This is a genomic window from Rhodoferax sp. BAB1, assembly GCF_013334205.1.
In the GTDB taxonomy this organism is placed as follows: domain Bacteria; phylum Pseudomonadota; class Gammaproteobacteria; order Burkholderiales; family Burkholderiaceae_C; genus Hylemonella.
Genome location: NZ_CP054424.1, coordinates 3,539,585 through 3,566,375 on the forward strand (window position 1 = coordinate 3,539,585; position 26,791 = coordinate 3,566,375).

Sequence of the window (26,791 nt, forward strand, 5' to 3'; positions counted from 1 at the left end):
GCCCCGGCACCATGGCGACCCAGCTCTCCTATATGCAGCGCATGCAGCTGGCGGAGAAGGTGCGCCAGCGTTTCCTCGGTGATGCGGAGAAGATCCTGTTTGAACTGGGGGGGGTGGTCCAGGACCGCCTGACCACGCTGCTCAACGAAAAGGGCACGACCCGGGACATGCAGAACCGGCGTGATGCCTGGATGCTGTTCCAGAAGCAGCGCGGGCCCTGGATCGACGGCACCATGAAGGTCTGGCAGGAGTCGCTCAAGTCGCCGGCCACCAAAAAATCCGAGAAGAAGGACGATCTCTCGCTCGAGGGGGATGGCGGCCTGTCCCTGGTGGGCACCGATGCGGTCGAGAACAAGATCCTGGCTTCCCGTCTGGTGCTGGCCGTGGTGGAAAAGATGGGCAGCGATCTCGATGATTTGCGCGTGCGCGTCAAGACGCTGGAAAACCGCGACGATCTCGAGGGGCACGACATACTGCGGCCCGAGGTCCTGATCCTGCTGATGATCGAGCAGTGGACGACCTGCGGCATGCCGCGCGAGTCCTGGCCCATGGTCAACGATGTGGTGCAGAAGAACCTCATCGAAAAGCTGAAGGCGGCCTATGCCAACGGCAATGAATTCCTGATCCAGCAGGGCGTGATGCCCACCATCGACCTCAAGGACCGCGTCAAGCGCGCGGCCGTGGGGCGCCGCCCGCCATCGGCCGGCGGTGGGGGTCCCGATTCTGTTTTGCCCGATTCTCAGTTCCAGGCGGATGCCGGCGGGGCAGACGCGGGCTGGGGTGGATCGACCGGGGCGTATGGACCGGCCTCCGGCTATCCCGGTCAGCCGGTGTCGGCGCCGACCCCTCTGGGCGGCATGCCGATGGCGCGCGCCCCTGGGCCGCCGGGGCCGCCGGGGCCTGCAGGCCACCCCGGTCAGCCGGGGCACGCAGGCATGTCCGGCCCAGCACCAGCGGCCTATCCTGGCCAGCCGACGCCCGGTCGCATGGGAGGCGGCATGCCCGCCGCCGGTGCTCCCCAGGCAGGGTATCCCGGTCAGCCGGCAGCGATGCCACAGGGGCCGGCGGGTGCTGGGCCTGCCGGGCGCAGTGCGGGCAATCTTTTTGGCGGCCGCCTGGGCTGGGACGATGCCGGCGGCCCCGTCACACCGGGACGGCTCGCGCCGGTCCCGCCCCCCGGTGCGGGGGGGGCGGCTTCGGCGCCTTCCGCGCTGGGACAGACGCCGGCCCAGATGCAGCAGGCCCTGGCCGCGCAGGGAACCCCATCCAATTTCGGCGGCGCGCATGAAGAGACGCGCCTGATGACGCAGACCACGCCGCTGGCGCGCACGCGCAGTCGCGCCCAGGGCATGTTCGGCCAGCTCAAGCGCTTGCTGGTGGGTCAGGGCGGCGGCGACTTCACGGCGACCTCGGCGCACCCGCCCTCACCGGCGCTGGCGGCGGCCATGGCCGAGCGGCCCCAGTATGGCGGTGGGGCCGGTGGTGGTGGAACGGGCACTGTCTACGAGGACTACAGCCCGGCGGGTGTGGTCAAGGTAGCCGAGAAGCTGCGCGAGAAGACCGACGAGCTCAAGAAAAAGGCCGAGACCAAGAGCGAGAAGGCCATCATCGAGATGGTGGCCCTGATGTTCCAGGCCATCCTGGCCGAAGAGCGCATTCCCACGACGATCCGCGTCTGGTTTGCCCGGCTGCAGATGCCGGTGCTGCGTGTGGCGCTGTCCGATCCGGATTTCTTTGGCTCCATCAACCATCCGGCGCGCCAGCTGATTGACCGCATGGGTTCCTGCGTCATGGGTTTCGAGGCGAGCAGCATCACGGGCGGCGCGCTGGAGGCCGAGATCAAGCGCATCGTGCAGGTCATCGAGCAGTATCCGGAAACCGGCAAGCGTGTCTTCCAGATCGTCTACGACGAATTCCAGAAATTCCTGGCCAAGTTCCTGACCGGCAAGGAAAAAACGCAGAAGGTGGTGAGCGTCGCGCAACAGGTCGAGCAGAAGGAAACACTGGCGATCCAGTACACCATCGAGCTGCGCAATATGCTCAAGGACATCCCGGTGCGTGACGAGATCCGCACCTTCCTGTTCAAGGTCTGGGCCGAGGTGCTGGCGGTGTCGGCCGTTCGCAAGGGTCCGAAGGACAGCGAGACCGTGGCCCTGAAGAAGGCCGCCGCCGATCTGGTCTGGTCAGCCAGTGCCAAACCCAACCGCAATGACCGCGCGCGTGTCATCCAGGACCTGCCGCAGCTGTTGCAGCGCCTGCGCTCGGGCATGAACCTGCTGGGCATGTCGCCGACCGACCAGGACGCCCACATCAAGATCGTCAGCGACACCATGGCCGATGCCTTCATGTCCAAGACCCAGGCCATCCCGCAGGCGCAGATCGATGCCATGACGCAGCGCCTGGCCAACCTGGAAGACTTCGTGAGCGAGGACGGGCTGGGCGATCTGCCGCTGGACGCCGAGAGCATCGAGATGATGCTGGGCATCGATGCGTCCACCATTGACGTGGTGACCAATGGCGGCTCCAAGCCCACGCCGGCCATGGTGGCCTGGGCGCAGGAACTGCAGCTGGGCTCCTGGTTCACGCTGGATCACAACGGCAAGGTCAACCAGGTGCAGTTCGTCTGGCGCAGTGACCGCAAGCACCTGAACCTGTTTGCTTCCAGCGATGGCCACAGCTACCTGATCCAGGCCGGCCGGCTGGCCGCCTATCTGCAGGCTGGCCTGCTGTTGCCGCAGGAAGAGGAAACACTGACCGTGCGCGCCACGCGCGAGGCGCTGACCCGGCTGGAAGCCAATCCGGAGCGGCTGGTCACCTGAAACAAAAGGCCCCGGGAGGGGCCTTTTGTTTCAGCGATGAAAACAGAACCGGCGCTTGCCAGCGTCAGTGCGCGATGCGCTCGGCGCTGTCGTCGTAGAGTTCGTCGAGCACCAGCGTGTCGGGCTCTTCGCCGAAACTCCAGTACACCATCAGGATGATGATCTTCAGATCGTCCAGGGCCATCGGCTCGCCCGGCACCGCCATGGCCCGGTCGAGGATGACCTCGCGCATGGGCGGCGGCAGCACGCCGGCTGATTCAAGAAAACTGATGAAACCCAGGCATTCGGCGCCCAGATGGTTTTGCTCGGCGACCGAATACACGCGCATGCTGTCCGTCGCCGGGAAGCTGGGCAGCGTGGTTTCGGGGGGGCTGGCCGGAGCCGCATCCAGCCAGAGCGTGCTCTGGGCGGCCAGGTTCAGGCCATCCAGCCAGAGCAGCGCATCGCGGATCTCGTCGGCGTCGAAGCCGATGGCATTGAGCTTGCGTTCGAGCTGGGGCAGTTCGGGACAGGCATCACCGCGCCAGTAGTTTTCGTACACGTACACAAGCACTTCAAACATGGCTTCAATATAGCGCAGAAAGCGCCAGGGCAAGCCTCGAATTTGCGGGTCTTGCCGGTGCTGTTGTGCCTCAGGCACGTACCAGGCGCTGCAGCAGGCCACCGGGCAGGCGTGCCACCTGGCCGGCAAGTTCCAGGGCCATCAGGCCGGCCTGCAAGGCTGAGATGTCCATACCCGTGCGCTCCAGCAGGGCATCCAGGCTGACCGGGTCCAGCCCCATGGCCTGCAAGAGGGGGTTTGCATCCTCGCCGGTGTCGACAGCCACAGGCGCGACGGACGTGGCGCTGCCGGGCCATTCTTCGAGCACATCCTGTGCCGATTCGACCAGCTTGGCGCCCTGGCGGATCAGGGCGTGGCAGCCGCGTGATTGCGTGGCGTGGATGGAGCCCGGAATGGCAAAAACATCCTTGCCCTGCTCGGCTGCCAGTCTTGCGGTGATGAGCGAGCCGGACTGCAGGGCCGCCTCCACCACAAGGGTGGCGTTCGACAGGCCGGCGATCAGGCGGTTGCGGCGTGGGAAGTTGGCCGCCAGCGGCGGGGTGCCCAGCGGGTATTCGCTGACCATCCAGCCGTGTTCGCTGATGCGGTGCGCCAGCGCGTGGTGGCTTTTGGGGTAGACCCGGTCCAGGCCGGTGCCGACCACGGCAACGGTCGCCAGGCGATCCGGGGCCCGGGCAGCAGCGGCCAGCGCGCCTTCATGGGCCGCACCATCGACACCCAAGGCCAGCCCGGAAACGATGGTCAGGCCGGCCTGGCCCAGAGCCTGGGCGAAATGCCGGGCGTTCAAGACGCCCTGCGGGGTCGGGTTGCGGCTGCCGACGATGGCCAGGCTGTGTCCGGGTGCCAAGGCGAGGTCGAGACGGCCCGTCAGATACAGGAGCAGGGGCGGATCCTCGATGTCGAGCAGCGAGACCGGGTAACGTGCATCACCCAGCGGGACAAGCGCGCGCTGCCGGGGCGCTTCCTGCAGCCAGGTCCAGGTGCTGTCGAGCAGGGTCGCGAGGCCATCGGGTTCGCGCTGCAAGGCCTGCGCCTGTGCCGGTTTGAGCAACTGTTGCAGCGCGGCCGGGGCTTGTTCGAAGATGGCGGCTGGCAGGCCGAAGGCGGACAAGAGCCGGCGCGCGCTTTCGTTGCCCAGGCCGGGGGTGAGTGTCAGGCGCAGCCAGGCGCCCAGTTCATCGCGTTCCATGGCGTCGTGCGCCGCCACGGATGTTTACTGCGGTGAGGCCAGCCGGTCGCCGATCCGCACGCTGTCGTTGATGTCCAGGATCAGGGCGTAGGACAGCTTCTCATAGGTGCGGAACACCATGAGCAGGCCGTTGCGCTCATTGGGCAGCTTGATCAGTGGCCGGGCCGCATCGGTCTTGTCGATCAATTGCTGGCCGTCCTTGAGGATGGCCAGGACATGGCCGCTTTCGATGCCGTCACGTTTGCCGCGGTTGATGACTACCACCTGGTTCTGCGAGGCATTGGCCACCACGTTGCTGCCGTAGATCGAGACGATGCGTCCATTGACAGCGCCAGCCGGAGCCCGCGGCGTGAAGCTGAGGAATTCGCGCTCGGGCTCGGGGGCCATGCGGTCGCCGGCCAGCATTTCGCTCTTGGCCGAAGTGATGTCGATGGTGGCCGGCACCAGCGCGGTGCTGACCTTGCCATCGGCCGAGGCGATTTCCGTGCTGCCCTCACTGCGCACCAGCGCGGCTTTGCCCAGGAACTCGGCTTCGTAGCCCAGGACCTCGCCGCTGTCCGGGTCCTTGAGCGGCTTGGCGTTGCGGAAGATGCGGTACTGCTTGAGCTTCTGCTGGTCATCCAGCAGGGGGGCGGTGGCCGGGCCGCGTGCATAGACGCGGTCGCCGCGGCCGATGATGACGCGGTTTTCGCCGGCGGCCACGATACGCGGTGCGGTCTGGAACTCGTTTTCCTCGACGATCAGGGGTTCTGCCAGGAAGGCTTCGATATCGCGGGTCTGCAGTGTGGTCAGGGGGGTGCGCGCGGCTTCGGAGCGGATGCGCGGCGACAGGCGCACGGTTTCGATACCGCCGCTGCCCTCGCGGCTGCTGCCAGTGCTGGCAGTGCTGGTTGCAGCAGGCGCACCACCTTCGCCCGTGGTGACGGCAGCACCGGCTTCGGTGCCGGGTGCGGTACCGGTCAGACGGGCGCGGCCATCACGCTTGTCCAGGTACAGGGTCTGGCCGGGATAGATCAGGTGCGGATTGAGGATCTCTTCAATGTTCATGCCCCAGAGCTCGGGCCAGCGCCAGGGGCTGCGCAGGTACATCCTGGAAATCGCCCACAGGGTGTCACCGGACTTGATGACATAGGTATCGGGTGCGTCAGGCGCCAACTCGGACAGCGGCACACCGGCCTGGGCCACTTTTTGTGCCGTGGCGGTCTGCTCGGAACTGATGGGCAGGTTGGGGAATTTCTGGCCCCAGGCGGGCAGGGCCAGCAGGCCACCCAGGCCCAGGGCCGCAATGGTGGAAATACGGGCACTGACCCTCAGGCTGCTTTTCGTCATGTCTTGCTGTTTCACATTGCCCCCAGCTCAATCCAGGCGCGGACTGGCCGTCCGCCGTACCCGGAAACTTAATAAATCACGCACGATTTTGCGCCCAAGCCCTTGATTGGGCAATGTTTTCTGAACTTTGTTGCAAACTCGCGCGCCAAAAGTGGCGAAAATAGCGACATCGACGAGCTTTTTTATGGCACTGCTACCTATCCTCACTTTTCCCGATCCACGCCTGCACACGGTGGCCAAGCCGGTGCAGACGGTGGATGCACGCATCAAGCAATTGATTGCCGACATGTTCGAAACCATGCACGAGGCGCACGGCATCGGCCTGGCGGCCACCCAGGTCGATGTGCATGAACGCCTGATCGTGATCGACGTTTCCGAAGGGCGCGACCAGCCCCTGGTGCTGATCAACCCCGAGATCGTCTGGGCCAGCCCGGAGATGAAAGTCAACGACGAGGGCTGCCTGTCCGTGCCCGGCATCTACGACGGTGTCGAGCGCCATGAGCGCGTGCACGTGCGCGCGCTCGACGGCGCAGGCAAGGAGCGCGTGATCGAGGCCGATGGCCTGCTCGCCGTCTGTGTCCAGCACGAGATGGACCACCTGCTGGGCAAGGTCTTCGTGGAGTACCTGTCGCCGCTCAAGCGCAACCGCATCAAGACCAAGATGCTCAAGGCCCAGCGCGAGGAGCGTCGTTGAGGGTCATTTTTGCCGGCACGCCCGAGTTTGCGCGGGTGGCGCTGGAGAAGCTGCATGCGGCCGGTTTCGACGTTCCCCTGGTCCTGACCCAGCCGGACCGGCCTGCTGGCCGCGGCATGAAACTGCAGGCCTCCCCGGTCAAGCAGTTTGCTTTGGCACATGGCATCACCGTGGCCCAGCCGCACGGCCTGCGTCTGGATGGCAAGTACCCCGAGGAAGCGGCTGCGGCGCGCGCGGCGATCGAGGCGGCCCGGGCTGACGTGATGGTGGTGGCGGCCTATGGCCTGATCCTGCCGCAGTGGGTGCTCGATGCCTTCAAGCATGGCTGCCTGAATATCCATGCCTCGCTGCTGCCGCGCTGGCGCGGCGCGGCGCCCATCCACCGCGCCATCGAGGCGGGCGATGCCGAGACCGGGGTCACCATCATGCAGATGGACGCGGGGCTGGACACGGGCGACATGCTGCTGGTGGAGCGCCTGCCGATCACGGCGACCGACACCACGGCCAGCCTGCATGACCGGCTGGCCGAAATAGGCGGCCGTTTGATTGTCGAGGCGCTGGGGCTGCTCGCCGGTGGTCGCCTGCAGCCGGTGGCGCAGCCGGCCGAGGGCGTGACGTACGCGCACAAGATCGAGAAGCAGGAAGCGGCCGTCGACTGGAGCGGGTCCGCGGCAGTGATCGAACGCCGCATCCGCGCTTTTTACCCTTTTCCCGGTGCGGCAACGGTCTGGCAGGGGGAGTCCATCAAGCTCTGGCAGGGCCGCGCCGAGGAAGGGTCATCCAGTGCACAGGTGCCGGGCTCGGTGCTGGCGGCCGGTCCCGAGGGCATCACCGTGTCATGTGGCCAGGGCGTGCTGCGCCTGACCGAGCTGCAACGCGCCGGCGGCAAGCGCCTGCCGGCAGCCGATTTCCTGCGTGGGTTTGATCTGCCACCAGGGGCTGTGCTGGGGACCTGAAGCATGAGCAGCGTGCACCAGATCGTCCGGCACCCCGAATTCCGCCTGGGCATGCGCGACATGCTTTCGGTCGCGCCTGGCCTGGCGGCCTGGGGCATGATGACCGGCGTGGCCATGGTCAAGTCCGGCATGAGCCTGGCCGAGTCCATCGCCATGACCCTGCTGGTGTACGCCGGCAGTTCACAGCTGGCGGCCATCCCGCTGATCGCGGCCGGCGCGCCCGTGCTCGTGATCTGGGCCACGGGTTTCTGCGTGAACCTGCGTTTCGTGGTGTTCAGTGCGCACATGCGGCCCTACCTCATGCACCTGCCGCGACGCTGGCGCCTGCTGGCCGGTTACGTCACGGCCGACATCAGCTATGTGATGTTCACCAAGCGTTTCCACCAGCCGCCGCAGACCGCCGCGGAGCGCCAGACCCAGCTGGCCTACCTGATGGGCGGCTGCGCGACCAACTGGAGCAGCTGGCAGGTGGCCAGCCTGCTGGGCATCTTTCTGGCGCACTCCGTGCCTGCGCACTGGGGCCTGGGTTTCGCCGGCATCCTGGCCCTGCTCGGCGTGGGCTGCTCACTGGCCAGCAGCCGACTGCGCCTGGTCTCGGCTGGCTTGGCCGGGACAGCGGCGGTGGCGGCTTTTGCCTTGCCCTTCAAGCTCAACATCGTAGTGGCCATCGCCGCCGCCGTGGCCCTGTGCCTGCTGCTGGAGAAAACCCCGCCGTTCCGACGGGAGGCGACACGATGAAGGAAACCGACTTCTGGACCCTGGGGGTCATCCTGGGCCTGGCCGCGGTGACCGTCATCACGCGCTCCTTCTTTTTCATCTCCAGCAAACCCTGGAGCCTGCCGCACTGGGCCCAGCGCGGCCTGCAGTACGCACCCATTGCGGCGCTTTCGGCGGTGATCGTGCCCGAGATCGTGATGACACAGGGCCACCTGGTGCAGACCTTCCAGGATGCGCGCCTGTTTGCCGTGGCGGCCGGCGGGGGCTGGTATTTCTGGCGCAGAAAGAGTGCCTGGGCCATGCTGGGCACCATCGTGGTCGGCATGGCGGTCTATCTGCCCCTGCGCCTGGGGCTGGGCTGGTAAGGCGCGCGACAGCGCAGCCTCTAAAATTGCAGGTTACAAGCCGGTTTCATGATCGGCACTCCGCTTTTTTACTTCAGCCTCGATCCCCATGAACTTCCTCCGCTTCCAGAGCCTGTGCGAGCAGGGCCAGGCCAAAGGCAAACGCGTGTTCATCCGCGCCGACCTCAACGTCCCGCAGGACGATGCGGGCAACATCACCGAAGACACCCGCATCCGCGCCAGCCTGCCCTGCATCCGCATGGCCCTCGATGCCGGTGCCGCCGTCATGGTGACGTCCCACCTGGGCCGCCCCACCGAAGGCGAATTCAAGCCTGAGGATTCCCTGGCCCCGGTGGCCCGGCGCATGGCCGAACTGCTGGGCCGTGAGGTGCCGCTCATCTCCAACTGGGTCGACGGCGTCAGCGTGGCCCCCGGCCAACTCGTGCTGCTGGAGAACTGCCGTTTAAACAAGGGCGAGAAAAAGAACAGCGAAGAACTCGGCAAAAAGATGGCCGCCCTGTGCGACATCTTCGTGCACGACGCCTTTGGCACCGCCCACCGCGCCGAAGCCAGTACTTACGGCATCGCCCAGTACGCCAAGGTCGCCAGCGCCGGCCCCCTGCTGGCGGCCGAGATGGATGCCATCGGCAAAGCCCTGAGCGCGCCCAAGCGCCCCCTGGTGGCGATTGTTGCCGGCTCCAAGGTCAGCACCAAGCTCACCATCCTCAAATCCCTGGCCGACAAGGTCGACCAGCTCATCGTGGGCGGCGGCATTGCCAACACCTTCATGCTGGCCGCCGGCCTGAAGATCGGCAAGAGCCTGGCCGAGCCCGACCTCCTCAAGGAGGCCCAGGCCGTCATCGAAGCCATGAAAGCCCGGGGTGCTGAAGTGCCGATCCCCGTGGACGTGGTGACCGCCAAGGAGTTCAAGGCCGATGCCAAGGCCACGATCAAGAAGGCCACCGAGGTGGAAGCCGACGACCTGATCCTGGACATCGGGCCCGAGACCGCGAAGAAGCTGGCCGAACAACTCAAGGCGGCCGGCACCATCGTGTGGAACGGCCCGGTGGGCGTGTTCGAGTTCGTGGCCTTCGAGAACGGCACCAAGGAGATTGCCAGGGCGATTGCCCAGTCCAGCGCCTTCTCCATCGCCGGCGGTGGCGACACCCTGGCGGCGATTGCCAAGTACGGTATCGAGAAGGACGTGGGCTACATCTCTACCGGCGGGGGCGCCTTCCTGGAGGTGCTGGAGGGCAAGACCCTGCCGGCCTTCGAGATCCTGGAGCAACGCGCCCGGGGCTGAAGCATCGGCGGCGCCCTGCACCACGGCCCCGCTGGGGCCGTTTCATCTTGTTGTTCCGATGTAACTAATTTCATGTCAAAATAGAAACTAAGTTACAAAGGAGACTGATACATGACGCGTCGTGAGACCAAGATTGTTGCCACCCTCGGCCCCGCTTCCAGCGATCCGGCCCTGCTCGAACAGATGATCCGTGCCGGGGTCAACATGGTCCGGCTCAATTTCAGCCACGGCAAGGCCCAGGACCACATCGACCGCGCCCGTCTGGTGCGCGAGGCCGCCAAACGCGCCGGCCGCGAAGTGGGCATCATGGCCGACCTGCAGGGCCCCAAGATCCGGGTCGGCAAGTTTGCCGAAGGCAAGGCGCAGCTCAAGACCGGCCAGAAATTCGTGCTTGACGCCACCCGTACCGAGCTGGGTGACGTCAATGCCGTCGGTCTGGACTACAAGGAGCTGCCGCGCGACGTCAAGGCCGGCGACGTGCTGCTGCTCAACGACGGCCTGATCACCATGCAGGTCGATGCCGTCAAGGGCGAGGCCGTGCATTGCACGGTGACCATGGGCGGCGAGCTGTCCAACAACAAGGGCATCAACAAGAAGGGCGGCGGCCTGACCGCTCCAGCCCTGACCGCCAAAGACATGGAGGACATCAAGACCGCGATGAGCTTCCAGGCCGATTACGTGGCCGTGAGTTTCCCGCAGAACGCCACCGACATGGAAATGGCGCGCCAGCTCTGCAACGTGGCCGCCGCGGAGTACAACCACAAGCCCTACCTGATTGCCAAGATCGAGCGCGCCGAGGCGATTCCGAAGCTCGAGGAAATCCTGCGCGCCAGCGACAGCATCATGGTGGCGCGCGGCGACCTGGCCATCGAGGTGGGCAATGCCGCCGTGCCGGCGCTGCAAAAGCGCATGATCAAGATGGCGCACGAGATGGACAAGACGGTGATCACCGCGACCCACATGATGGAGTCCATGATCAACAACCCCATGCCCACCCGTGCCGAGGTGAGCGACGTGGCCAACGCCGTGCTCGACGGCAGCGATGCCGTGATGACCTCGGCCGAAACCGCGGCCGGCAAGTTCCCGCTGGAGACGGTGGTCGAGATGGCCGCCATCTGCGTGGCCGCCGAAGCCGCCGAAGAGGTGAAGCTGGATGCCGACTTCAGCGGCAAGAGTTTTACGCGGATCGACCAGTCCATCGCCATGGGCGCGCTGTTCACCGCCTACCACCTGGGCGCCAAGGCCATCGTGGCGCTGACGGATTCAGGCTCGACCGCCCTGTGGATGAGCCGCCACCGCATCCACATTCCCATCTACGCCCTGACGCCCAAGGTGGCGAGCCAGCGCAAGATGACGCTGTACCGCAACGTCAGCCCGCTGTTGATGGACACCAGCGCCGACCGCGACACCGCGCTGAAGCAGGCCGAAAAGCACCTGAAGGACCGGGGCATCGTGAAAAGCGGCGACATCTACGTGATCACCTGCGGCGAACCCATGGGCTCCCCGGGCGGCACCAATATGCTGCAGATCTGCAAGGTCAGTTAAGTATCCTCGCGCCTTGGGGCGGCGCCGGCGGTGTTCACCCCAGCGGGGGAGCGGGTAAAATTGGTGGCAGTTACCGACCAGTTACCAACTTCCCTGGGGATACCACCATGGCACTCGTCTCGATGCGCGAGCTGCTGGACCATGCAGCAGCCAACGGCTACGGCATTCCGGCTTTTAACGTCAACAACCTGGAGCAGGTCCAGGCCGTCATGGAGGCCGCCAAGGAAACCGGCGCCCCCGTGATCCTGCAGGCCAGCGCCGGTGCGCGCAAGTACGCCGGTGAAGCCTTCATCAAGCACCTGATCCAGGCGGCCGTCGAGGCTTACCCGAACATTCCCCTGGTCATGCACCAGGACCACGGCCAGAGCCCCTCCATCTGCCAGGGCGCCATCGACCTGGGCTTCGGCTCGGTCATGATGGACGGCTCGCTCAAGGAAGACGGCAAGACCCCGGCCGACTTCGCCTACAACGTGGACGTCACGCGCAAGGTCGTGGACATGGCCCACAAGGTCGGTGTCACCGTCGAGGGTGAGCTCGGCTGCCTGGGCAACCTGGAAACCGGCGACGCCGGCGAGGAAGACGGCATTGGCGCCGTAGGCAAGCTGGACCACAGCCAGATGCTGACCGACCCCGAGGAAGCCGCGCAGTTCGTCAAGGCCACCCAGCTCGATGCCCTGGCCATTGCCATCGGCACCAGCCACGGCGCCTACAAGTTCAGCCGCCCGCCCACCGGCGACATCCTGGCCATCAGCCGCGTCAAGGAAATCCACAAGCGCATTCCCAACACCCACCTGGTGATGCACGGCTCCTCCTCCGTGCCGCAGGAGCTGCTGGCCCTCATCAACCAGTACGGCGGCAAGATGAAGGAAACCTATGGCGTGCCCGTCAAGGAAATCCAGGAAGCCATCAAGCACGGCGTGCGCAAGATCAACATCGACACCGACATCCGCCTGGCCATGACGGGCGCGGTGCGCAAGTTCCTGGCCGAGAACCCGGACAAGTTCGATGCGCGTGAATGGCTCAAGCCGGCACGCGAAGCCGCCAAACAGGTCTGCAAGGCCCGTTACCTGGAATTCGGCTGCGAAGGCCAGGGCGCCAAGATCAAGGGCCAGGGCCTGCAGATCATGGCGACCAAATACGCCCGTGGCGAGCTGGCCCAGCTGGTGAACTAAGACAGCGATCCCATTCTTGCGATAATTGCAGGCCCGGCGTTCCAGCGCCGGGCTTTTCTATTTCAGGCCCCACCATGACCTCTGCCCTGCACACTTCCAGTCTCACCTCCCTGCCCCTGCTCGCGCGCGGCAAGGTGCGCGACAACTACGCCGTGGGCGAAAACCGCATCCTCATGGTGGCGTCCGACCGCATCAGCGCCTTCGACGTCATCATGGGCGAGCCCATCCCCGGCAAGGGCGAGCTGCTCACGCAGATGGCGCTGTTCTGGTTCGGCCAGCTCGGCCACATCTGCCCCAACCACCTGACCGGCGAGAACCCCGAGAGCGTGGTCACGCCGGCCGAGGTGGCGCAGGTCAAAGGCCGTGCCATGCTGGTGCAGCGCCTCAAGCCCATCCCGGTGGAAGCCGTGGTGCGCGGTTACCTGGCCGGCAGCGGCTGGACCGAATACCAGGCCAGCCAGTCGGTCTGCGGCGTCAAGCTACCGGCCGGGTTGAAGAATGCGAGCAAGCTGCCCGAGCCCATCTACACGCCCGCGGCCAAGGCCGAGGTGGGCGAGCACGACGAGAACATCACCTTCGAGAAGACGGTGGAAATGATCGGCCCCGAGCTGGCCGCGAAGATCCGCGACATCTCGATTGCCATCTACAAGGCCGCCAGCGAGATCGCACTCAGGAAGGGCATCATCATTGCCGACACCAAGTTCGAGTTCGGCCTGAGCCCGGACGGCAAGCTGGTGCTGATGGACGAGGTGCTCACGCCGGACTCCTCGCGCTACTGGCCGGTCGAAGGCTACAAGGAGGGCGCCAACCCGCCCAGTTACGACAAGCAGTTCCTGCGCGACTGGCTGGAGACCGCCATGGTGAATGGTCAGCCCTGGGGCAAGAAGGCGCCTGCGCCGAAATTGCCGCTGGAGGTCATCGAGAAGACTGCGGCCAAGTACCGCGAGGCGCTGACCCGGCTCACGACCTGAACCCCGCTACAGGTACAAAAGCAGACGGCACCCGCGGGTGCCGTTTTGCATGGGCGGCGTATTTCAGTTCAGCGCCATGCTGAGCTTGCGCCGGTAGGAGGAGACCAGCGCCGCCTGCTCGTCCTGCTCCACGCTGGCAGGGCCGGCCAGTTCAATGCCACCGGCGCTCTTGCCGCTGGCTTCGGGGCCCGCGTTCTTGGGCTTGGGCGGCGTCAACAGCTCCAGGATGCCGACAAAGGTCTTGCGCGGCGCTTCCTCGTCCCACTTCTTGTCGCGCATGATGATCTCCAGCAGCTCGTCCAGCGCCATCACCCACTCGTTGGCCGCCATCAGCACGCGGGCCTTGGCGAAGCGGGCTTCGAAGTCGCGCTTGTTGGCGGTGATCAGCTGCTCGAACTTTGGCAGCGGCCATTGGCCGCGTGGGTCGGTGCTGACGAACTCCAGTGCGTTGAGCCATTGCTGCAGGGCTTCGAAACGCAGCGGCACCGGGATCTGCGCCAGCGCCGGGGCCAGCGCGCTGGCCGCCTCGGCCAGGTGGCCGGTGCCGATCAGCAGCTTGACGTAGTCGTAGCGCAGCTCGTCGTTGGCCGGTTCGGCCTGCAGGGCCTCGCTCATGCGGGCGATGGCGCTGTCGATGTCGCCCGATTCAAGGGCTTGCTGCGCTTCGTTCAACTCTTCCGGTGCTGCCTGCAATTGGCCCTCGCCGCCCAGGTGCTTGTCCAGGAACTCGCGCAGCTTGCCTTCAGGCAGGGCGCCCATGAAACCGTCCACCGGCTTGCCGCCCATCATGAGCACGCAGGTCGGGATGCTGCGGATACCGAAGGCTGCGGCCAGTTCCTGCTGCTGGTCCGAGTCGATCTTGGCCAGAACGAAGCGGCCCTCGTAGGCCGTCTCCAGCTTTTCCAGGATGGGCCCCAGGGACTTGCAGGGGCCACACCAGGGGGCCCAGAAATCGACCAGCACGGGCACGGACATGGAGGCCTGGATGACCTCGGTTTCGAAGTTTTCAGTGGTGATATCGATCATTTGGGGCGATCCGGGACGGGAAAGTAAAATTCGGGGATGAAAACACTCATCGGCGTCGTCATGGGCTCCAGTTCGGACTGGGACACCATGCAACAGGCAGTCCAGATTCTCCACCACTTTGGCATCGGCCACGAGGCCAAGGTGGTATCGGCGCACCGCATGCCCGACGACATGTTCGCCTATGCCGAAACGGCCGCTGGCCGGGGGCTCAAAGCCATCATCGCCGGTGCCGGTGGTGCGGCCCACCTGCCCGGCATGCTGGCGTCCAAGACCACGGTACCGGTGCTGGGCGTGCCGGTGCCCAGCAAACACCTGCAGGGTGTGGACTCGTTGCACAGCATCGTGCAGATGCCCAAGGGCATCCCGGTGGCCACCTTCGCCATCGGCGCCGCCGGTGCGGCCAATGCGGCGCTGTTTGCCGTGGCCATGCTGGCCAACGACGACCCGGCCCTGCGCGTGAAGCTTGAAGCCTATCGCGCCGAGCAGACCGCCACCGCGCGCGGCATGAGCCTGCCGCCCGCGATATGAGCCATACCCCCCCACTTACCGGCCGCATCCTGCCCGGCACCCTGGTCAATGGCCAGCCCGCCACCCTGGGCGTGATGGGTGGCGGCCAGCTCGGCCGCATGTTCGTGCACGCCGCCCAGCGCATGGGTTATTTCACCGCCGTGCTCGACCCCGACGCTGCCAGCCCGGCCGGCCTGGTCAGCCACCACCACATCCAGACCGCCTACCTGGACGAGCAGGGTCTGGCGCAACTGATGCAGCGCTGCGCCGCCATCACCACCGAGTTCGAGAACGTGCCGGCCCCCGCCCTGCTGACGCTGGGTGCGCACCGCCCGGTGGCGCCCGGCGCCGAGGCCGTGGCCATTGCGCAGGACCGTGCCCAGGAGAAGGCGCACTTCGTGCGCTGCGGCGTGCCGGTGGCGCCCCATGCGGTGATCGAGACGGCAACGCAGTTGGCGGCCGTCGGCGATGACCTGTTGCCGGGCATCCTGAAAACTTCGCGCCTCGGATACGACGGCAAGGGCCAGATGCGCGTGAAGACGCGCGCCGAACTGGCCGCCGCCTGGGACGAGCTGAAGAACGTGCCCTGCGTGCTGGAGAAGATGCTGCCGCTAGCGGCCGAGTGCTCGGTCATCGTCGCGCGCGGTTGGGACGGCCAGATCGTCAACTTCCCCGTGCAGCGCAACCTGCACCGCGAGGGCATCCTGGCCGTGACCGAGGTTTTTGATGGCAATGTGCCGCCCGCGCTGGCGGCGCAGGCCATCGCTGCCACGAAGTCGATCGCCGAGGGCCTGCGTTATGTGGGCGTGCTCTGCGTTGAATTCTTCGTGCTGCAGGATGGCAGCCTGGTCGTCAACGAGATGGCCCCGCGCCCGCACAACAGCGGCCATTACAGCGTCGACGCCTGCGACCACTCCCAGTTCGACCTGCAGGTGCGCACCCTGGCCGGCCTGCCCCTGGTGCAGCCGCGCCTGCACAGCCCCAGCATCATGCTCAACCTGCTGGGCGACATCTGGCTGGCCTTCCAGGACGCACCGCCCTGGGACCAGGTGCTGGCCCTGCCCGGCACCCATCTGCATCTCTACGGCAAGCTCAAGGCCAGCAAGGGCCGCAAGATGGGCCATCTCAACATCACCGGCCAGACCGTGGACGAGGTGCGTGCCACCGCACTCGCGGCGGCCAGGATCCTGGGCATCGAGCCCTTCTGAACAGGGGCGCAGCGTGATCCTCGACGGACGGGATCCGGCCTCGGTCGCCGCTGCGGCGCAGGCCTTGCGGGCCGGCGAGCTGGTGGGCCTGCCGACCGAGACCGTCTACGGCCTGGGGGCTGACGCCGCCAGCGACACGGCGGTGGCGAAGGTCTTCGCTGCCAAGGGCCGGCCCAGCGACCATCCGCTGATCGTGCACGTGGCCGACGCCAGTGGTGTGGAGCACTTCGCGCGCGAGGTGCCGGCCTTCGCGCAAAAACTCATGCTGGCTTTCTGGCCCGGCCCGCTCACCCTGATCCTGCCGCGCCGCCCCGAGGTGGGCGCGGCGGCAGCCGGTGGCCAGGGCTCGATCGGCCTGCGCTGTCCCGCGCACCCCGTGGCGCATGCCCTGCTGCTGGCGGCCCGCGAACTGGGCGTGCACGGTGTGGCCGCGCCCAGCGCCAACCAGTTCGGCCGCGTCAGCCCGACCACGGCCGCGCACGTGCGCGGCGAGTTCGGCGAGGGCCTGCTCATCCTGGACGGCGGCCCCTGCGACGTCGGCATCGAATCCACCATCATCGACTGCACACGCGGCGCCCCCGTGCTGCTGCGTCCGGGTCGTATCACACGCGAGCAGGTGCAGGCGGCCTGCGGCCTGCGCCTGCTGGACAAAGAGGATGTCGCCTCGCCCGCTCCGCGCGCCTCCGGCACGCTGGAAGCGCATTACGCACCGAACGCCAAGCTGCGCCTGATGGACGACCGCGCGCTGCAGACGGCGCTGGACGTGCTGGGCAAGGATTTCGACGGCGCCACCATTGCCGTCTACGCGCGCAGCCTGCTGCGTGTGCCTTCCGCGAAAGTGCTGTACCGGCGCATGCCGGACGATGCGGGCGCCGCTGCGCAGCAGCTGTTCGCGGTGCTGCGTGACTTCGATGCACAGGGCGTGAATCTGATCTGGGTCGAGACGCCGCCCGGGGCCCCCGACTGGGAAGGCGTGAACGATCGCCTGCAGCGCGCCGCCGCCAGCTGAGCTCAGCGGTAGCGCAGCTTCATCACCAGGATGGCCAGGGCCAGCGCCAGCGTGACGGCGTTGGCCACCACGATGGGCCAGGCACCCAGCAGCAGGCCATAGACCAGCCACAGCGCCACGCCCGCCGTGAACAGGCTGTACATGCCCAGCGAGATGCCACTCACGTCACGCGTGCGAAAGGTGTGCAGGGCCTGGGGCAGAAAGCTCAGGGTGGTCAGGCTGGCGGCGATGTAGCCGATGACGTCGTTCATGTGCGGGTGCTGCTTGTCGGGAGGTCAGTCGTCTTTTTTCTTCCGGCCCCTGGCCGGCTGCTGCGCTACCCACTCCACCAGGGCTTCCATGGCCGGGCGCGTGGCGCCGGCGTTGGGGTGGTTCACCATGGCGACCAGCACGTAGCGCCGGCCACCGTCGGCATGCACGAAACCGGCGACGGACGCCACGTCGCGCAGGCTGCCGGTTTTCAGATGCGCGCTGCCCTTGGCGCGCCAGCGGCTGGGACGCAGCGTGCCGTCCTGGCCGCTGATGGGCAGGGAGCTCATGAGTTCGGGCATCAGTGGCGAGGTCCAGGCGTACTGCAGCAGGCGCGCCAGTGCGCCGGCCGTCATGCGGTCCTCACGCGACAGGCCCGAGCCGTTGGCGATCTGCGGCACCTCGCCGGCACCAAAGCGCTCGCGCCACCATTCCTGCAGCAACTCACGCGAGCCGGCCAGCGTGCCGCGGCCCTGCTGCTGCAGGCTCAGCGTGAGGAAGAGCTGCTGCGTCATCACGTTGTTGCTGTACTTGTTGATGTCGCGCACCACCTCGGCCAGCGGCGGTGACTCGAGTGCGAAGGCCGGCGCCAGGCCTTCGGGCACGGCGCCGTAGCGCACCTTGCCCTGCAGCTGGCCGCCAATGGCGCGCCACATGCCCTCGATGGCGCGCGGTCCGTAGCTGGCCGGATCGGCATAGGCTAGGGGCCAGATTTTTTCATTGCAGGCCGCCGGATAGCGGCCGGCGAAGCGCGGCAGCGTCGGGTCGGAGAAGTCGGCACGCAGCGTGCTGCGGTAGTCGTTGCATTCGGTCTCGCGCAGCGGCACGTGGCTGGGCCAGGTCACGCCGGCCAGCGGCGGCTCCACGTGCACGTGTGCGGCGTTGGCGCCACGGTCGGGCACGAAGGTCAGGAGTACCGACTTGAAGTTCAGCAGCAGCGCATCGGGCGCTGCGTTGTAGGGGCGCAGCGGCTCGCCGTCGAATTCGGCGGGGTCGTGGGCGACGGCTTCGAAGGCGCTGCGGTCGAGCACGATGTCACCCGCGATGTTGCGGATGTCCAGGCCCTGCACACGGCGCAGCAGCAGCCACAGGCGTTCGACCACCAGCTTGGGATCACCCTGGCCCTGGATGTAGACGTTGCCGTAGAGCGTGCCCTCGCGCGCCGTACCTTCCACGTACACCGGTGTGCGCCAGTTCCAGGTCGGCCCCAGGGTTTCCAGCGCGGCCAGGGTGGTCACCAGTTTCATCACCGAGGCCGGGTTCATGGGCGTGCCCGCGCGGTGGCTGAGCAGCGGCCGGCTGTCGCCTCCGGCTTCCTCGACCACCACACCCACGGCTTCGACCGGCACCTTGGCGCGCGCCAGCGCCTTGATCACGCTGGGGGGGAGGGCGGTTTCCCGGGCCTGGGCCGGGCTGCCGGCCAGGAGCAGCAAGCTGGCGAGCAAGGGCAGGAGCGAGGTGCGCAAGGTCGACATGGCAACGAGTCTAAGGCAATGCTGAACTGGCGCCGGCCACCGATAATGCGGGCATGCATTTCCTCAAGGGCCTGTCCCCGCGCACCCTCGGCATCGCGGCTGCGGTCATCACCGTCGGCATCTGGACCGCCTTCATCGTCATTGCCCGTGCTTCGGCCCAGGGTTCGCTCGGCCCCTTCGATATCGCATTGGCGCGCATCATCGGCGCCAGCGCCGTGCTGCTGCCCCTGGGCTGGTGGCTGGTGCGGCGCGACCGCGCGCAAGGGCTGGCCACGGCCTCGTCCTTCTTCGGCCTGTCGCCGCTGGCGCTGCGCGTGACCGCGCTGTGCGGTGTGTTCGGCGGCTTCGGCTACGCGCTGCTGGCTTATGCGGGCTTCTTCTATGCGCCGGCGGCACACGCCTCGGTGCTCATGCCCGGCAGCCTGCCGCTGTGGACCACGCTGCTGGCGGCACTGATGCTGGGCACGCCCATCCTGCCGGCGCGCATCATCGGCCTGGCCTGCATTGTGGGGGGCGACCTGCTGGTCGGTGGGGCCAGCCTGCTGCGCGCCTTCGAGGGCGGCGAGGTCTGGAAGGGCGACCTGCTCTTCATGAGCGCGGCCCTGAGCTGGTCGGTCTACAGCGTGCTGACGCGCCGGCACGGCCTGGATGCCGTGCGCGCCACGACGGCGGTCACCGTGTTCGCGCTGTTCAGCTACCTGCCCTTCTACCTGCTGTTGCAGGGGCTGGGCGCCATCGAGAGCCGGCTGTTCACCGCACCGCTGGGCGAACTGCTGTTCCAGGTGGTCTTCCAGGGCGTGGGTTCGGTGGTGATCTCGGGCATCACCTTCGTGCGCATGATCCAGTACTTCGGACCGGTGCGCTCCACCATGATCACGGCCCTGGTGCCCGGTCTTTCGGCCCTGGGCGCCGTCGTCTTCCTGGGCGAGCCGCTGCACGCCAACCTGCTGGCCGGCCTGGTGCTGGTGACGGTGGGCATCACCTTCGGGGTGCGCAAGCAATCATGAAGCTGCTCGCCTTCGACACCAGCACTGAGCTGATCTCCCTCGCCGTCACGCGCCTCGTCGACGGTGTGCCGCACGTCTGGTTGCACACCGGTGCCGGGGGCGCCCAGGCTTCCAGCGCGCTGATCCCCGCCATCGAAACCCTGATGGCCGAGGCCGGCCTGCGCTTCGAGGAACTCGATGCCATTGCCTTCGGCCGCGGGCCGGGTTCCTTCACCGGCCTGCGCACCGCCTGTGCCGTGGCCCAGGGCCTTGGTTTTGGCGCGGGTGTGCCCCTGCTGCCGGTGGACACGCTGCTGGCGGTGGCCGAGGAGGCGCGTGCGCAGCAGGCGCCGCAGCAGCAAAGCCTGCGCTTGCTGGCCCTGCTCGACGCCCGCATGGGCGAACTTTATGCCGCACCTTATGCCTACGTCGCAGGCAACTGGCAGCAGCAGGCCGATTTCAGCCTGCTCAAACCCGAGCAGTTGATGCTCGAGGATGCCCAGGCCCTCGCCGGCAATGTGTTTGCCGAGTACGGCGAGCGCCTGTCGTTGCCGCCCGAACTGCCTTGCTGGCAGGCTTTGCCCACTGCGGCAGCCATGCTGCGGCTGGCGCCGTCCTTGTTGGCTGCGGGCAACGCCGTGGCCGCGGCTGATGCCCTGCCGCGCTACATCCGCGATAAAGTGGCCCAGACTACGCAGGAGCGCGCCGCCGCCAAGGCCGTCCGCTGAGCCCTAAAGCATGAGTGCCGTCCTCGAACCCGTCGAAGCCCGCCTCGAGCCGCTGGATGCCACGCTGCTCGAACAGCTGCTGCCCATCGAGCAGCGTGCCTACCCGCACCCCTGGACGCGCGGCAACTTCATGGATGCGCTGCGTTCGGGCTACCACGCCCGCGTGCTGCTGGCTGGTGGGGAACTGCTGGGGTATTACGTGGCCATGCAGGGCGTGGACGAGGTGCACCTGCTCAACATCACGGTGGCGCCGGAGTACCAGCGCCAGGGCTGGGGGCGTGTCATGCTCGACGCGCTGGCGCTGTGGGCGCGCGGCCTGGGCGCGCAGTGGCTGTGGCTGGAGGTTCGCCTGAGCAACACGCGCGCCATCGCCATCTACGAATCGCACGGCTACCGCCGCGTCGGCCTGCGCAAGGCCTACTACCCCGCCGGCCATGGCCGGCGCGAGGATGCGGTGGTCATGAGCCTGCGTCTGTAAGATTCGCTCATGAGTCTGCAACTGGATACGCGGCAACGCGCCATGCTGGAGGAGATGGGGGTGAGGGTCTGGGGACCTTCGGTCCCCGGGGACGTTCTTGACGACGCCCCTCCCAGCCCCCCTCGAGGGGGGAGGCCGCCGAGCCGGCGGCCCGCGTGGCCGTGGCGCGCCCGGCCACGGTCCCGGCAGCCCCTGTTGCGGCGCGGGCCATGCCGGCCGAGATTGCGGGCATGGACTGGGAGGCGCTGGAGCAGGCGGTGGCATCGTGCCAGGCCTGCGGCCTGTGCCAGAGTCGCAAGAACACGGTGTTCGGCGTGGGCGACACGCAGGCACGCTGGCTGGTGGTCGGTGAAGCGCCGGGCGAGAACGAGGACATCCAGGGCGAGCCCTTCGTCGGCCAGGCCGGCCAGCTGCTGGACAACATGCTCAAGGCCGTGGGCCTGAACCGCCAGGGCACGGGGGCGCAGGGTGTCTACATCGCCAACGTGCTCAAGTGCCGCCCGCCGGCCAACCGCAACCCGCAGCCCGAAGAGGTGCTGCAGTGCGAGTCCTACCTGCGGCGCCAGGTCGCGCTGCTGCAGCCGCAGATCATCCTGGCGCTGGGCCGTTTTGCCGCCCAGTCCCTGCTGCAGCACAGCGTGCCCGAGGTGGCGACCATGCCGCTGGGCAAGCTGCGCGGCCAGGTGCACAGCTATGAAGGCGTGCCCGTCATCGTGAGTTACCACCCGGCCTACCTGCTGCGCACGCCGCAGGACAAGGCCAAGTCCTGGGCTGACCTCTGTCTGGCCATGGACGTGATGCGCGCCGGCACACCGGCCTGAATTGTCAAAAAGGGAACCCCGGCATGAAAACCACAATCCTTCGCCTGCTCCTCGCCTTCCTGGCCATCCTGCTGCTGTTGGCCGGCGGCTGGATCTGGTTCACCTTGAGCTGGAGCTACGCCGAGGGCGAGCGCGCCGGTTATGTGCAGAAGCTGTCAAACAAGGGCTGGCTGTGCAAGACCTGGGAGGGCGAGATCGCCATGGTCACCATGCCCGGCGCCATTCCCGAGAAGTTCGAGTTCACCGTGCGCGACGAGGCCGTGGTGCAGCAGATCAACGACCTTTCCGGCAAGCGCGTGGTGCTGCACTACCGTCAGCACAAGTTCATTCCCACCACCTGCTTCGGTGAGACCGAGTACTTCGTCTCTGGCGTGCGCGAGGTCAGGGAGGGCGTCATGCCGGCCCCGCTTGCACCGCCCGTGCCGCAGCAAGGCCAGCTGAGCGCGCCGCGCTGATTCCCGGCGGCGGACGGAATCCAGTGCTTGCCGGCTGCTGAGGAGCGACCCGCGTGCATGAGCCTCCCGCCCCCGACACGGCCCGTCTTTTCCTCGCACTGCTTCCGCCAGCCGCCGTTCAGGCCGTGCTGGCGATCCACGCTGCGGCCTGGCGCTGGCCGGCCGATGCGGCGGTGTATGCCGGGGACGACTGGCACGTGACCCTGCACTACATCGGCCCCGTGCCGCGCGCACGTGTGGACGAACTGCAGGCGGGGTTGTCCCTGCCGGTCACACCGTTCGAGTTGCGTTTTGGCGTACCGGCCCTGTGGCCGCACGGGCTGGCGGTGCTGCTGCCCATGGCGGTGCCGCCGGCCTTGCAAGAGTTGCACGATGCCCAGGGCGCACGCCTGCGCCAACTGGGCCTGCGCACCGACGAACGCCCTTACCGTCCGCACCTCACCCTGGCCCGTCGTGCAGCGCAGGCCCTGCCGCCCGCGCCGCCGGCCTGGGGCTGGCCGGTGCACGCTTATGTGCTGATGGAGTCGACCGGCCGGCCCGAGTCACGCTACCGCGTGCTGCAGCGCTATGGCGACAGCGGTGCGGCCGCAGCCCTGCAGGCATGAAGCACAATCGCTGTCCAGCAACGCCATCTTCATCCCGCCACTGCCATGACCATCCCCACCACCGATGCCCCGCTGTCCATCGAACTCTATGACGAGCCTGGCCACCTGATCCGCCGTGCCCAGCAGATCGCCGTCTCCAAGTTCCATGAGGTGCACGGTCGCCATGTCACGCCCATCCAGTACGCCATCCTGCGCACCCTGCACGAGACCCCGGGCATCGACCAGGTCACGCTGGCCCAGCTGATTGCGCTGGACACCTCCACCACGGCCGACATCGCTGCACGCCTGGAGACCAAGGGCTGGATCCTGCGCGAGGTGATGCCGCGCCGCCAGCGCCGCCTGTCCCTGACCCCGGACGGCGAAGAGGTGCTGCTGGAGCTCAAGCCCGGCGTGGACGTGCTCTACCAGGGCATGATGAGCAGCCTGGAGCCGGGCGAGCAGAAGGAATTCATGCGCCTGCTGCGCAAATTCGTGCACCTGCATGACCCCCAGCACCAGACCGAAGTCCGCAAGATCCGCCTCGCCGCCAAGGCCTGAGGCGGCCCCGGCCGTCGGTCCGGAACAGCTCAGGCACAGGGAAAACACGGGGCTGGAGGGTTTGACAGGCCTCAATCATTCAGTACAATGAATGACATTCAGTGTGCGGAATGTGGAAAACCCGCCTATTGTTCAACCTCAGCAGGAGCCCCTCATGTTCCCGAAAAACACCTGGTATGTCGCTGCCACGTCCGGCGAAATCGATGAGAAGCCTCTGGGTCGCAGCATCTGCAGCGAACGCATCGTGTTCTACCGCGGCCTGGAAAACAAGGTGGCCGCCGTGCAGGACTTCTGCCCCCACCGCGGTGCGCCGCTCTCCCTGGGTTATGTCTGCGAAGGCAAGCTGGTTTGCGGCTACCACGGCCTGGAAATGGGCTGTGACGGCAAGACCGTGCACATGCCGGGCCAGCGCGTGCGCGGTTTCCCTGCCATCAAAAGTTACCCCGTGGTCGAGCGCTACGGCTTCATCTGGGTTTGGCCCGGAGATGCGGCCCAGGCCGACGAGGGCAAGATCCCCGTGCTGGAGTGGTACGACAACCCCGAGTGGGCCTACGGTGGCGGCCTGTACCACATCGCCTGCGATTACCGCCTCATGATCGACAACCTGATGGACCTCACGCACGAGACCTATGTGCACAGCACGTCCATCGGGCAGAAGGAGATCGACGAGACACCCTGCAAGACCGTGGTCGAAGGCGACATGGTGGTCACCAGCCGCTACATGAACGGCATCCTGCCGCCTCCTTTCTGGAAAGCCGCACTGCGCAGCAACAGCCTGCCCGACGACGTGCCGGTGGACCGCTGGCAGATCTGCCGCTTCAGCCCGCCCAGCCACGTGATGATCGAGGTCGGCGTGGCCCTGCAGGGCCATGGCGGCTACGACGCGCCGAACGACAAGAAGGTCTACAGCGTGGTGGTGGACTTCATCACCCCCGAGACGGAAACCTCGATCCACTACTTCTGGGGCATGGCGCGCAAGTTCAACCCGAAAGACAAGGCGCTGACCGCCACCATCCGCGAAGGCCAGGGCAAGATCTTCGCCGAAGACCTGGAGATGCTGGAGCGCCAGCAGAAGAACCTGCTGCTCTGGCCCGAACGCCAGCTGCTCATGCTCAACATCGACGCCGGCGGCGTGCAATCGCGCAAGATCATCGACCGCCACATCGCTGCCGAGCAGTCCACATCCCTGGCCCAGGCCGCCTGAGACCGATCATGAGTACCAACCAGACCCTGCAGGTGCGCGTGGCGCGCAAGGCTGTCGAAGCCCAGGACATCGTCACGCTGGAACTGGTGGCCACCGACGGCAAGGCCTTGCCGGCTTTCTCCGCCGGCTCGCACGTGGACGTCAGCCTGCCCAATGGCCTGACACGCCAGTATTCACTGTGCAACGATCCGCAGGAAACGCACCGTTACCAGATCGGCGTGCTGCGCGATGCCGCTTCGCGCGGCGGCTCCACGGCCGTGCACGATGCCGTGCAGGAAGGCGACGTGCTGACGATCAGCGCACCGCGCAATCACTTCGCCCTGGCCCATGATGCGAAAAAGCACCTGCTGCTGGCCGGCGGCATCGGCGTCACGCCCATTCTGTGCATGGCTGAGCGCCTGGCCATCACGGGTGCGGACTTCCAGATGCACTACGCCACGCGCGCACCGGAGCGCACGGCCTTCCGCGGCCGCATCGCCGCATCGGCCTTTGCCGATCGCGTGCATTTCCATTACGACAGCGGCGAAGCGGTGCAGAAGCTGGACCTGGGGGCGCTGCTCCAGCAGCCCGAGGCCGGCACCCATCTCTACGTCTGCGGCCCGCGGGGCTTCATGGACGCGGTGCTGGGCACGGCGCGGGCCCAGGGCTGGCCCGAGGCTCAGCTGCACTACGAATTCTTCGGCGCCGAAGTGGCCAAGTCCGACAGCGACGCGGGCTTCGAGATCAAGCTCGCCAGCTCGGGGCGCATCATCATGGTTTCCAAGGACCAGACCGTGACCCAAGCCCTGGCCGCGGCCGGCGTGGAAGTCATGGTCTCCTGCGAGCAGGGTGTCTGCGGCACCTGCCTCACGCGGGTGCTCGAAGGGGTGCCCGACCACAAGGACAGCTACCTCATGCCCGATGAGCAGGCCGCCAACGACCAGTTCACACCCTGCTGTTCGCGCGCCAAGACGCCGCGGCTGGTGCTCGACCTCTGAGCAAGACGTAAGAGGGGGCACTACGGCCCCTTCTTACAATAGCGGCATGACTTTTCTCGACATGCTGAGCGCCGCCGAACGGCGCAATGGTTCCATGCTCTGCGTGGGCCTGGACCCCGAGCCGGCCCGTTTTCCCGCTGCCTTGCGCGGTGATGCCTCGAAGATCTACGACTTTTGCGCCGCCATCGTCGAGGCCACGGCCGACCTGGTGATCGCCTGGAAGCCGCAGATCGCCTACTTCGCGGCCCATCGTGCCGAAGACCAGCTCGAAAAGCTCATGGCCCATATGCGCCGTGTCTCACCGAACGTGCCCGTGATCCTGGACGCCAAACGCGGCGACATCGGCAGCACGGCCGAGCAGTACGCCAAGGAAGCCTTCGAGCGTTATGGCGCCGACGCCGTGACGCTCTCTCCCTTCATGGGCTTTGACTCCATCCAGCCCTATCTCCAGTACCACGGCAAGGGTGCCTTCCTGCTGTGCCGCACCTCCAACCCGGGTGGCGACGACCTGCAGGCCCAGCGCCTGGCCAGCGTGCCCGGTGAGCCACTGGTGTACGAACACATCGCCCGCCTGGCCCAGGGGCCGTGGAATACAAATGGACAGCTGGGGCTGGTGGTGGGCGCCACCTACCCGGCGGAGATCGAGCGGGTGCGGGCCGTGGCGCCCACCATGCCCCTGCTGATCCCCGGTGTGGGGGCGCAGGGCGGGGATGCCACCGCAACCGTCAAGGCCGGCTGGCGTGCGGGCAGCGACGGGGCCACCACGGCCCCCATCGTCGTCAGTTCCTCGCGTGCCGTGCTCTACGCCTCGCAGGGGGCGGACTACGCTGCCGCCGCGCGCCAGGTGGCCCGCCAGACGCGGGATCTGCTGCACGCTGCACGCGGTTGAAGGCACCTGAAACAAAAAGTAGCCGGCCGGCACGGG

28 protein-coding genes are annotated in these 26,791 nt (G+C 66.9%); 22 read left to right on the top strand and 6 right to left on the bottom strand.

The annotated features are described in order from the left end of the window. The first annotated feature begins 11 nt into the window (after positions 1-11). Complete coding sequence (locus tag HTY51_RS17140) at positions 12-2,819, top strand: DUF1631 family protein (RefSeq protein WP_254606922.1); 2,808 nt, start codon at positions 12-14, stop codon at positions 2,817-2,819. 64 nt (positions 2,820-2,883) lie between these two features. On the opposite strand, the gene HTY51_RS17145 is transcribed toward HTY51_RS17140, so the two are convergent. The 3 genes from HTY51_RS17145 to HTY51_RS17155 all read right to left on the bottom strand — a co-directional run bounded on the left by HTY51_RS17145 (position 2,884) and on the right by HTY51_RS17155 (position 5,899). Further along, the gene (locus HTY51_RS17145; RefSeq protein ID WP_174253862.1) at positions 2,884-3,381 is read right to left on the bottom strand and encodes a DUF494 family protein; all 498 of its coding nucleotides are present in this window, start codon (positions 3,379-3,381) and stop codon (positions 2,884-2,886) included. A 70-nt stretch (positions 3,382-3,451) separates the two neighbouring features. Further along, complete coding sequence (gene dprA / locus HTY51_RS17150) at positions 3,452-4,570, bottom strand: DNA-processing protein DprA (RefSeq protein WP_174254328.1); 1,119 nt, start codon at positions 4,568-4,570, stop codon at positions 3,452-3,454. Between the two features lie 24 nt (positions 4,571-4,594). Continuing rightward, positions 4,595-5,899, bottom strand: a complete 1,305-nt coding sequence (locus HTY51_RS17155) for a LysM peptidoglycan-binding domain-containing protein (protein WP_174253863.1) — start codon at positions 5,897-5,899, stop codon at positions 4,595-4,597. Positions 5,900-6,083: 184 nt separating this feature from the next. Here HTY51_RS17155 and def point away from each other — a divergent pair, with 184 nt between their 5' ends. The 8 genes from def (at position 6,084) to HTY51_RS17195 (ending at position 13,601) form a co-directional block, all read left to right on the top strand. Then, positions 6,084-6,593 (top strand): peptide deformylase, encoded by a 510-nt coding sequence (gene def, locus HTY51_RS17160; RefSeq protein ID WP_174253864.1) that lies wholly within the window; start codon positions 6,084-6,086, stop codon positions 6,591-6,593. Continuing rightward, on the top strand, positions 6,590-7,549 hold the full coding sequence (fmt, locus tag HTY51_RS17165) for a methionyl-tRNA formyltransferase (protein ID WP_174253865.1): 960 nt from the start codon (positions 6,590-6,592) through the stop codon (positions 7,547-7,549). The genes def and fmt overlap by 4 nt, the downstream gene beginning before the upstream one ends. A 3-nt stretch (positions 7,550-7,552) precedes the next feature. Beyond that, the gene (locus tag HTY51_RS17170; protein ID WP_174253866.1) at positions 7,553-8,287 is read left to right on the top strand and encodes an AzlC family ABC transporter permease; all 735 of its coding nucleotides are present in this window, start codon (positions 7,553-7,555) and stop codon (positions 8,285-8,287) included. Continuing rightward, complete coding sequence (locus HTY51_RS17175; RefSeq protein ID WP_174253867.1) at positions 8,284-8,631, top strand: AzlD domain-containing protein; 348 nt, start codon at positions 8,284-8,286, stop codon at positions 8,629-8,631. The genes HTY51_RS17170 and HTY51_RS17175 overlap by 4 nt, the downstream gene beginning before the upstream one ends. Before the next feature lie 88 nt (positions 8,632-8,719). Beyond that, positions 8,720-9,913 (top strand): phosphoglycerate kinase, encoded by a 1,194-nt coding sequence (locus HTY51_RS17180; protein ID WP_174253868.1) that lies wholly within the window; start codon positions 8,720-8,722, stop codon positions 9,911-9,913. A 111-nt stretch (positions 9,914-10,024) separates the two neighbouring features. Continuing rightward, positions 10,025-11,458, top strand: coding sequence for a pyruvate kinase (pyk, locus tag HTY51_RS17185; protein ID WP_174253869.1), 1,434 nt, complete (start codon positions 10,025-10,027; stop codon positions 11,456-11,458). A gap of 107 nt (positions 11,459-11,565) precedes the next feature. Then, entirely contained in the window at positions 11,566-12,630 is a 1,065-nt protein-coding gene (gene fba, locus HTY51_RS17190; protein ID WP_174253870.1) for a class II fructose-bisphosphate aldolase, read from the top strand. 74 nt (positions 12,631-12,704) lie between these two features. Continuing rightward, positions 12,705-13,601, top strand: coding sequence for a phosphoribosylaminoimidazolesuccinocarboxamide synthase (locus tag HTY51_RS17195; RefSeq protein ID WP_174253871.1), 897 nt, complete (start codon positions 12,705-12,707; stop codon positions 13,599-13,601). Positions 13,602-13,664: 63 nt separating this feature from the next. Here HTY51_RS17195 and trxA read toward each other — a convergent pair whose 3' ends face one another. Further along, complete coding sequence (trxA, locus tag HTY51_RS17200; protein WP_174253872.1) at positions 13,665-14,627, bottom strand: thioredoxin; 963 nt, start codon at positions 14,625-14,627, stop codon at positions 13,665-13,667. Positions 14,628-14,663: 36 nt separating this feature from the next. Here trxA and purE point away from each other — a divergent pair, with 36 nt between their 5' ends. Genes purE through HTY51_RS17215 form a run of 3 tightly spaced genes read left to right on the top strand, consistent with a single transcriptional unit; the run spans position 14,664 to position 17,351 of the window. Beyond that, the gene (gene purE, locus HTY51_RS17205; RefSeq protein ID WP_174253873.1) at positions 14,664-15,155 is read left to right on the top strand and encodes a 5-(carboxyamino)imidazole ribonucleotide mutase; all 492 of its coding nucleotides are present in this window, start codon (positions 14,664-14,666) and stop codon (positions 15,153-15,155) included. After that, positions 15,152-16,342, top strand: coding sequence for a 5-(carboxyamino)imidazole ribonucleotide synthase (locus HTY51_RS17210; RefSeq protein ID WP_174253874.1), 1,191 nt, complete (start codon positions 15,152-15,154; stop codon positions 16,340-16,342). The genes purE and HTY51_RS17210 overlap by 4 nt, the downstream gene beginning before the upstream one ends. 13 nt (positions 16,343-16,355) lie before the next feature. Next, positions 16,356-17,351, top strand: coding sequence for an L-threonylcarbamoyladenylate synthase (locus HTY51_RS17215; protein ID WP_174253875.1), 996 nt, complete (start codon positions 16,356-16,358; stop codon positions 17,349-17,351). A gap of 2 nt (positions 17,352-17,353) precedes the next feature. On the opposite strand, the gene HTY51_RS17220 is transcribed toward HTY51_RS17215, so the two are convergent. Both HTY51_RS17220 and dacB read right to left on the bottom strand, forming a co-directional pair. Further along, on the bottom strand, positions 17,354-17,602 hold the full coding sequence (locus HTY51_RS17220; RefSeq protein WP_174253876.1) for a SemiSWEET transporter: 249 nt from the start codon (positions 17,600-17,602) through the stop codon (positions 17,354-17,356). 24 nt (positions 17,603-17,626) lie between these two features. Then, a complete protein-coding gene (dacB, locus tag HTY51_RS17225; protein WP_174253877.1) occupies positions 17,627-19,075 on the bottom strand; it encodes a D-alanyl-D-alanine carboxypeptidase/D-alanyl-D-alanine-endopeptidase in 1,449 nt (482 codons plus the stop codon). Between the two features lie 53 nt (positions 19,076-19,128). Between dacB and HTY51_RS17230 the strand changes: the two genes are divergently transcribed. From HTY51_RS17230 to pyrF, 10 genes are all read left to right on the top strand, one after another. After that, a complete protein-coding gene (locus HTY51_RS17230; RefSeq protein WP_174253878.1) occupies positions 19,129-20,082 on the top strand; it encodes a DMT family transporter in 954 nt (317 codons plus the stop codon). Continuing rightward, a complete protein-coding gene (gene tsaB, locus HTY51_RS17235) occupies positions 20,079-20,789 on the top strand; it encodes a tRNA (adenosine(37)-N6)-threonylcarbamoyltransferase complex dimerization subunit type 1 TsaB (protein WP_174253879.1) in 711 nt (236 codons plus the stop codon). Before HTY51_RS17230 ends, tsaB begins: the two co-directional genes overlap by 4 nt. A 10-nt stretch (positions 20,790-20,799) precedes the next feature. Further along, complete coding sequence (rimI, locus tag HTY51_RS17240) at positions 20,800-21,267, top strand: ribosomal protein S18-alanine N-acetyltransferase (RefSeq protein ID WP_174253880.1); 468 nt, start codon at positions 20,800-20,802, stop codon at positions 21,265-21,267. 209 nt (positions 21,268-21,476) lie between these two features. After that, positions 21,477-22,088 carry a uracil-DNA glycosylase family protein gene (locus HTY51_RS17245; RefSeq protein WP_174253881.1) on the top strand — a complete coding sequence of 204 codons (612 nt, stop codon included), beginning with the start codon at positions 21,477-21,479 and terminating at the stop codon, positions 22,086-22,088. Positions 22,089-22,111: 23 nt separating this feature from the next. After that, positions 22,112-22,543 carry a hypothetical protein gene (locus HTY51_RS17250; protein ID WP_217448219.1) on the top strand — a complete coding sequence of 144 codons (432 nt, stop codon included), beginning with the start codon at positions 22,112-22,114 and terminating at the stop codon, positions 22,541-22,543. Between the two features lie 53 nt (positions 22,544-22,596). Then, complete coding sequence (gene thpR, locus HTY51_RS17255; protein ID WP_174253882.1) at positions 22,597-23,148, top strand: RNA 2',3'-cyclic phosphodiesterase; 552 nt, start codon at positions 22,597-22,599, stop codon at positions 23,146-23,148. A gap of 45 nt (positions 23,149-23,193) precedes the next feature. Then, entirely contained in the window at positions 23,194-23,685 is a 492-nt protein-coding gene (locus HTY51_RS17260; protein WP_174253883.1) for a MarR family winged helix-turn-helix transcriptional regulator, read from the top strand. Positions 23,686-23,839: 154 nt separating this feature from the next. Beyond that, on the top strand, positions 23,840-24,889 hold the full coding sequence (locus tag HTY51_RS17265; protein WP_174253884.1) for an aromatic ring-hydroxylating dioxygenase subunit alpha: 1,050 nt from the start codon (positions 23,840-23,842) through the stop codon (positions 24,887-24,889). An 8-nt stretch (positions 24,890-24,897) separates the two neighbouring features. Continuing rightward, positions 24,898-25,866 carry a PDR/VanB family oxidoreductase gene (locus HTY51_RS17270; RefSeq protein ID WP_174253885.1) on the top strand — a complete coding sequence of 323 codons (969 nt, stop codon included), beginning with the start codon at positions 24,898-24,900 and terminating at the stop codon, positions 25,864-25,866. 46 nt (positions 25,867-25,912) lie between these two features. Then, positions 25,913-26,755: an orotidine-5'-phosphate decarboxylase gene (gene pyrF, locus HTY51_RS17275; protein ID WP_174253886.1), complete on the top strand. Its 843-nt coding sequence runs from the start codon at positions 25,913-25,915 to the stop codon at positions 26,753-26,755. The last annotated feature ends 36 nt before the right edge of the window (positions 26,756-26,791 follow it).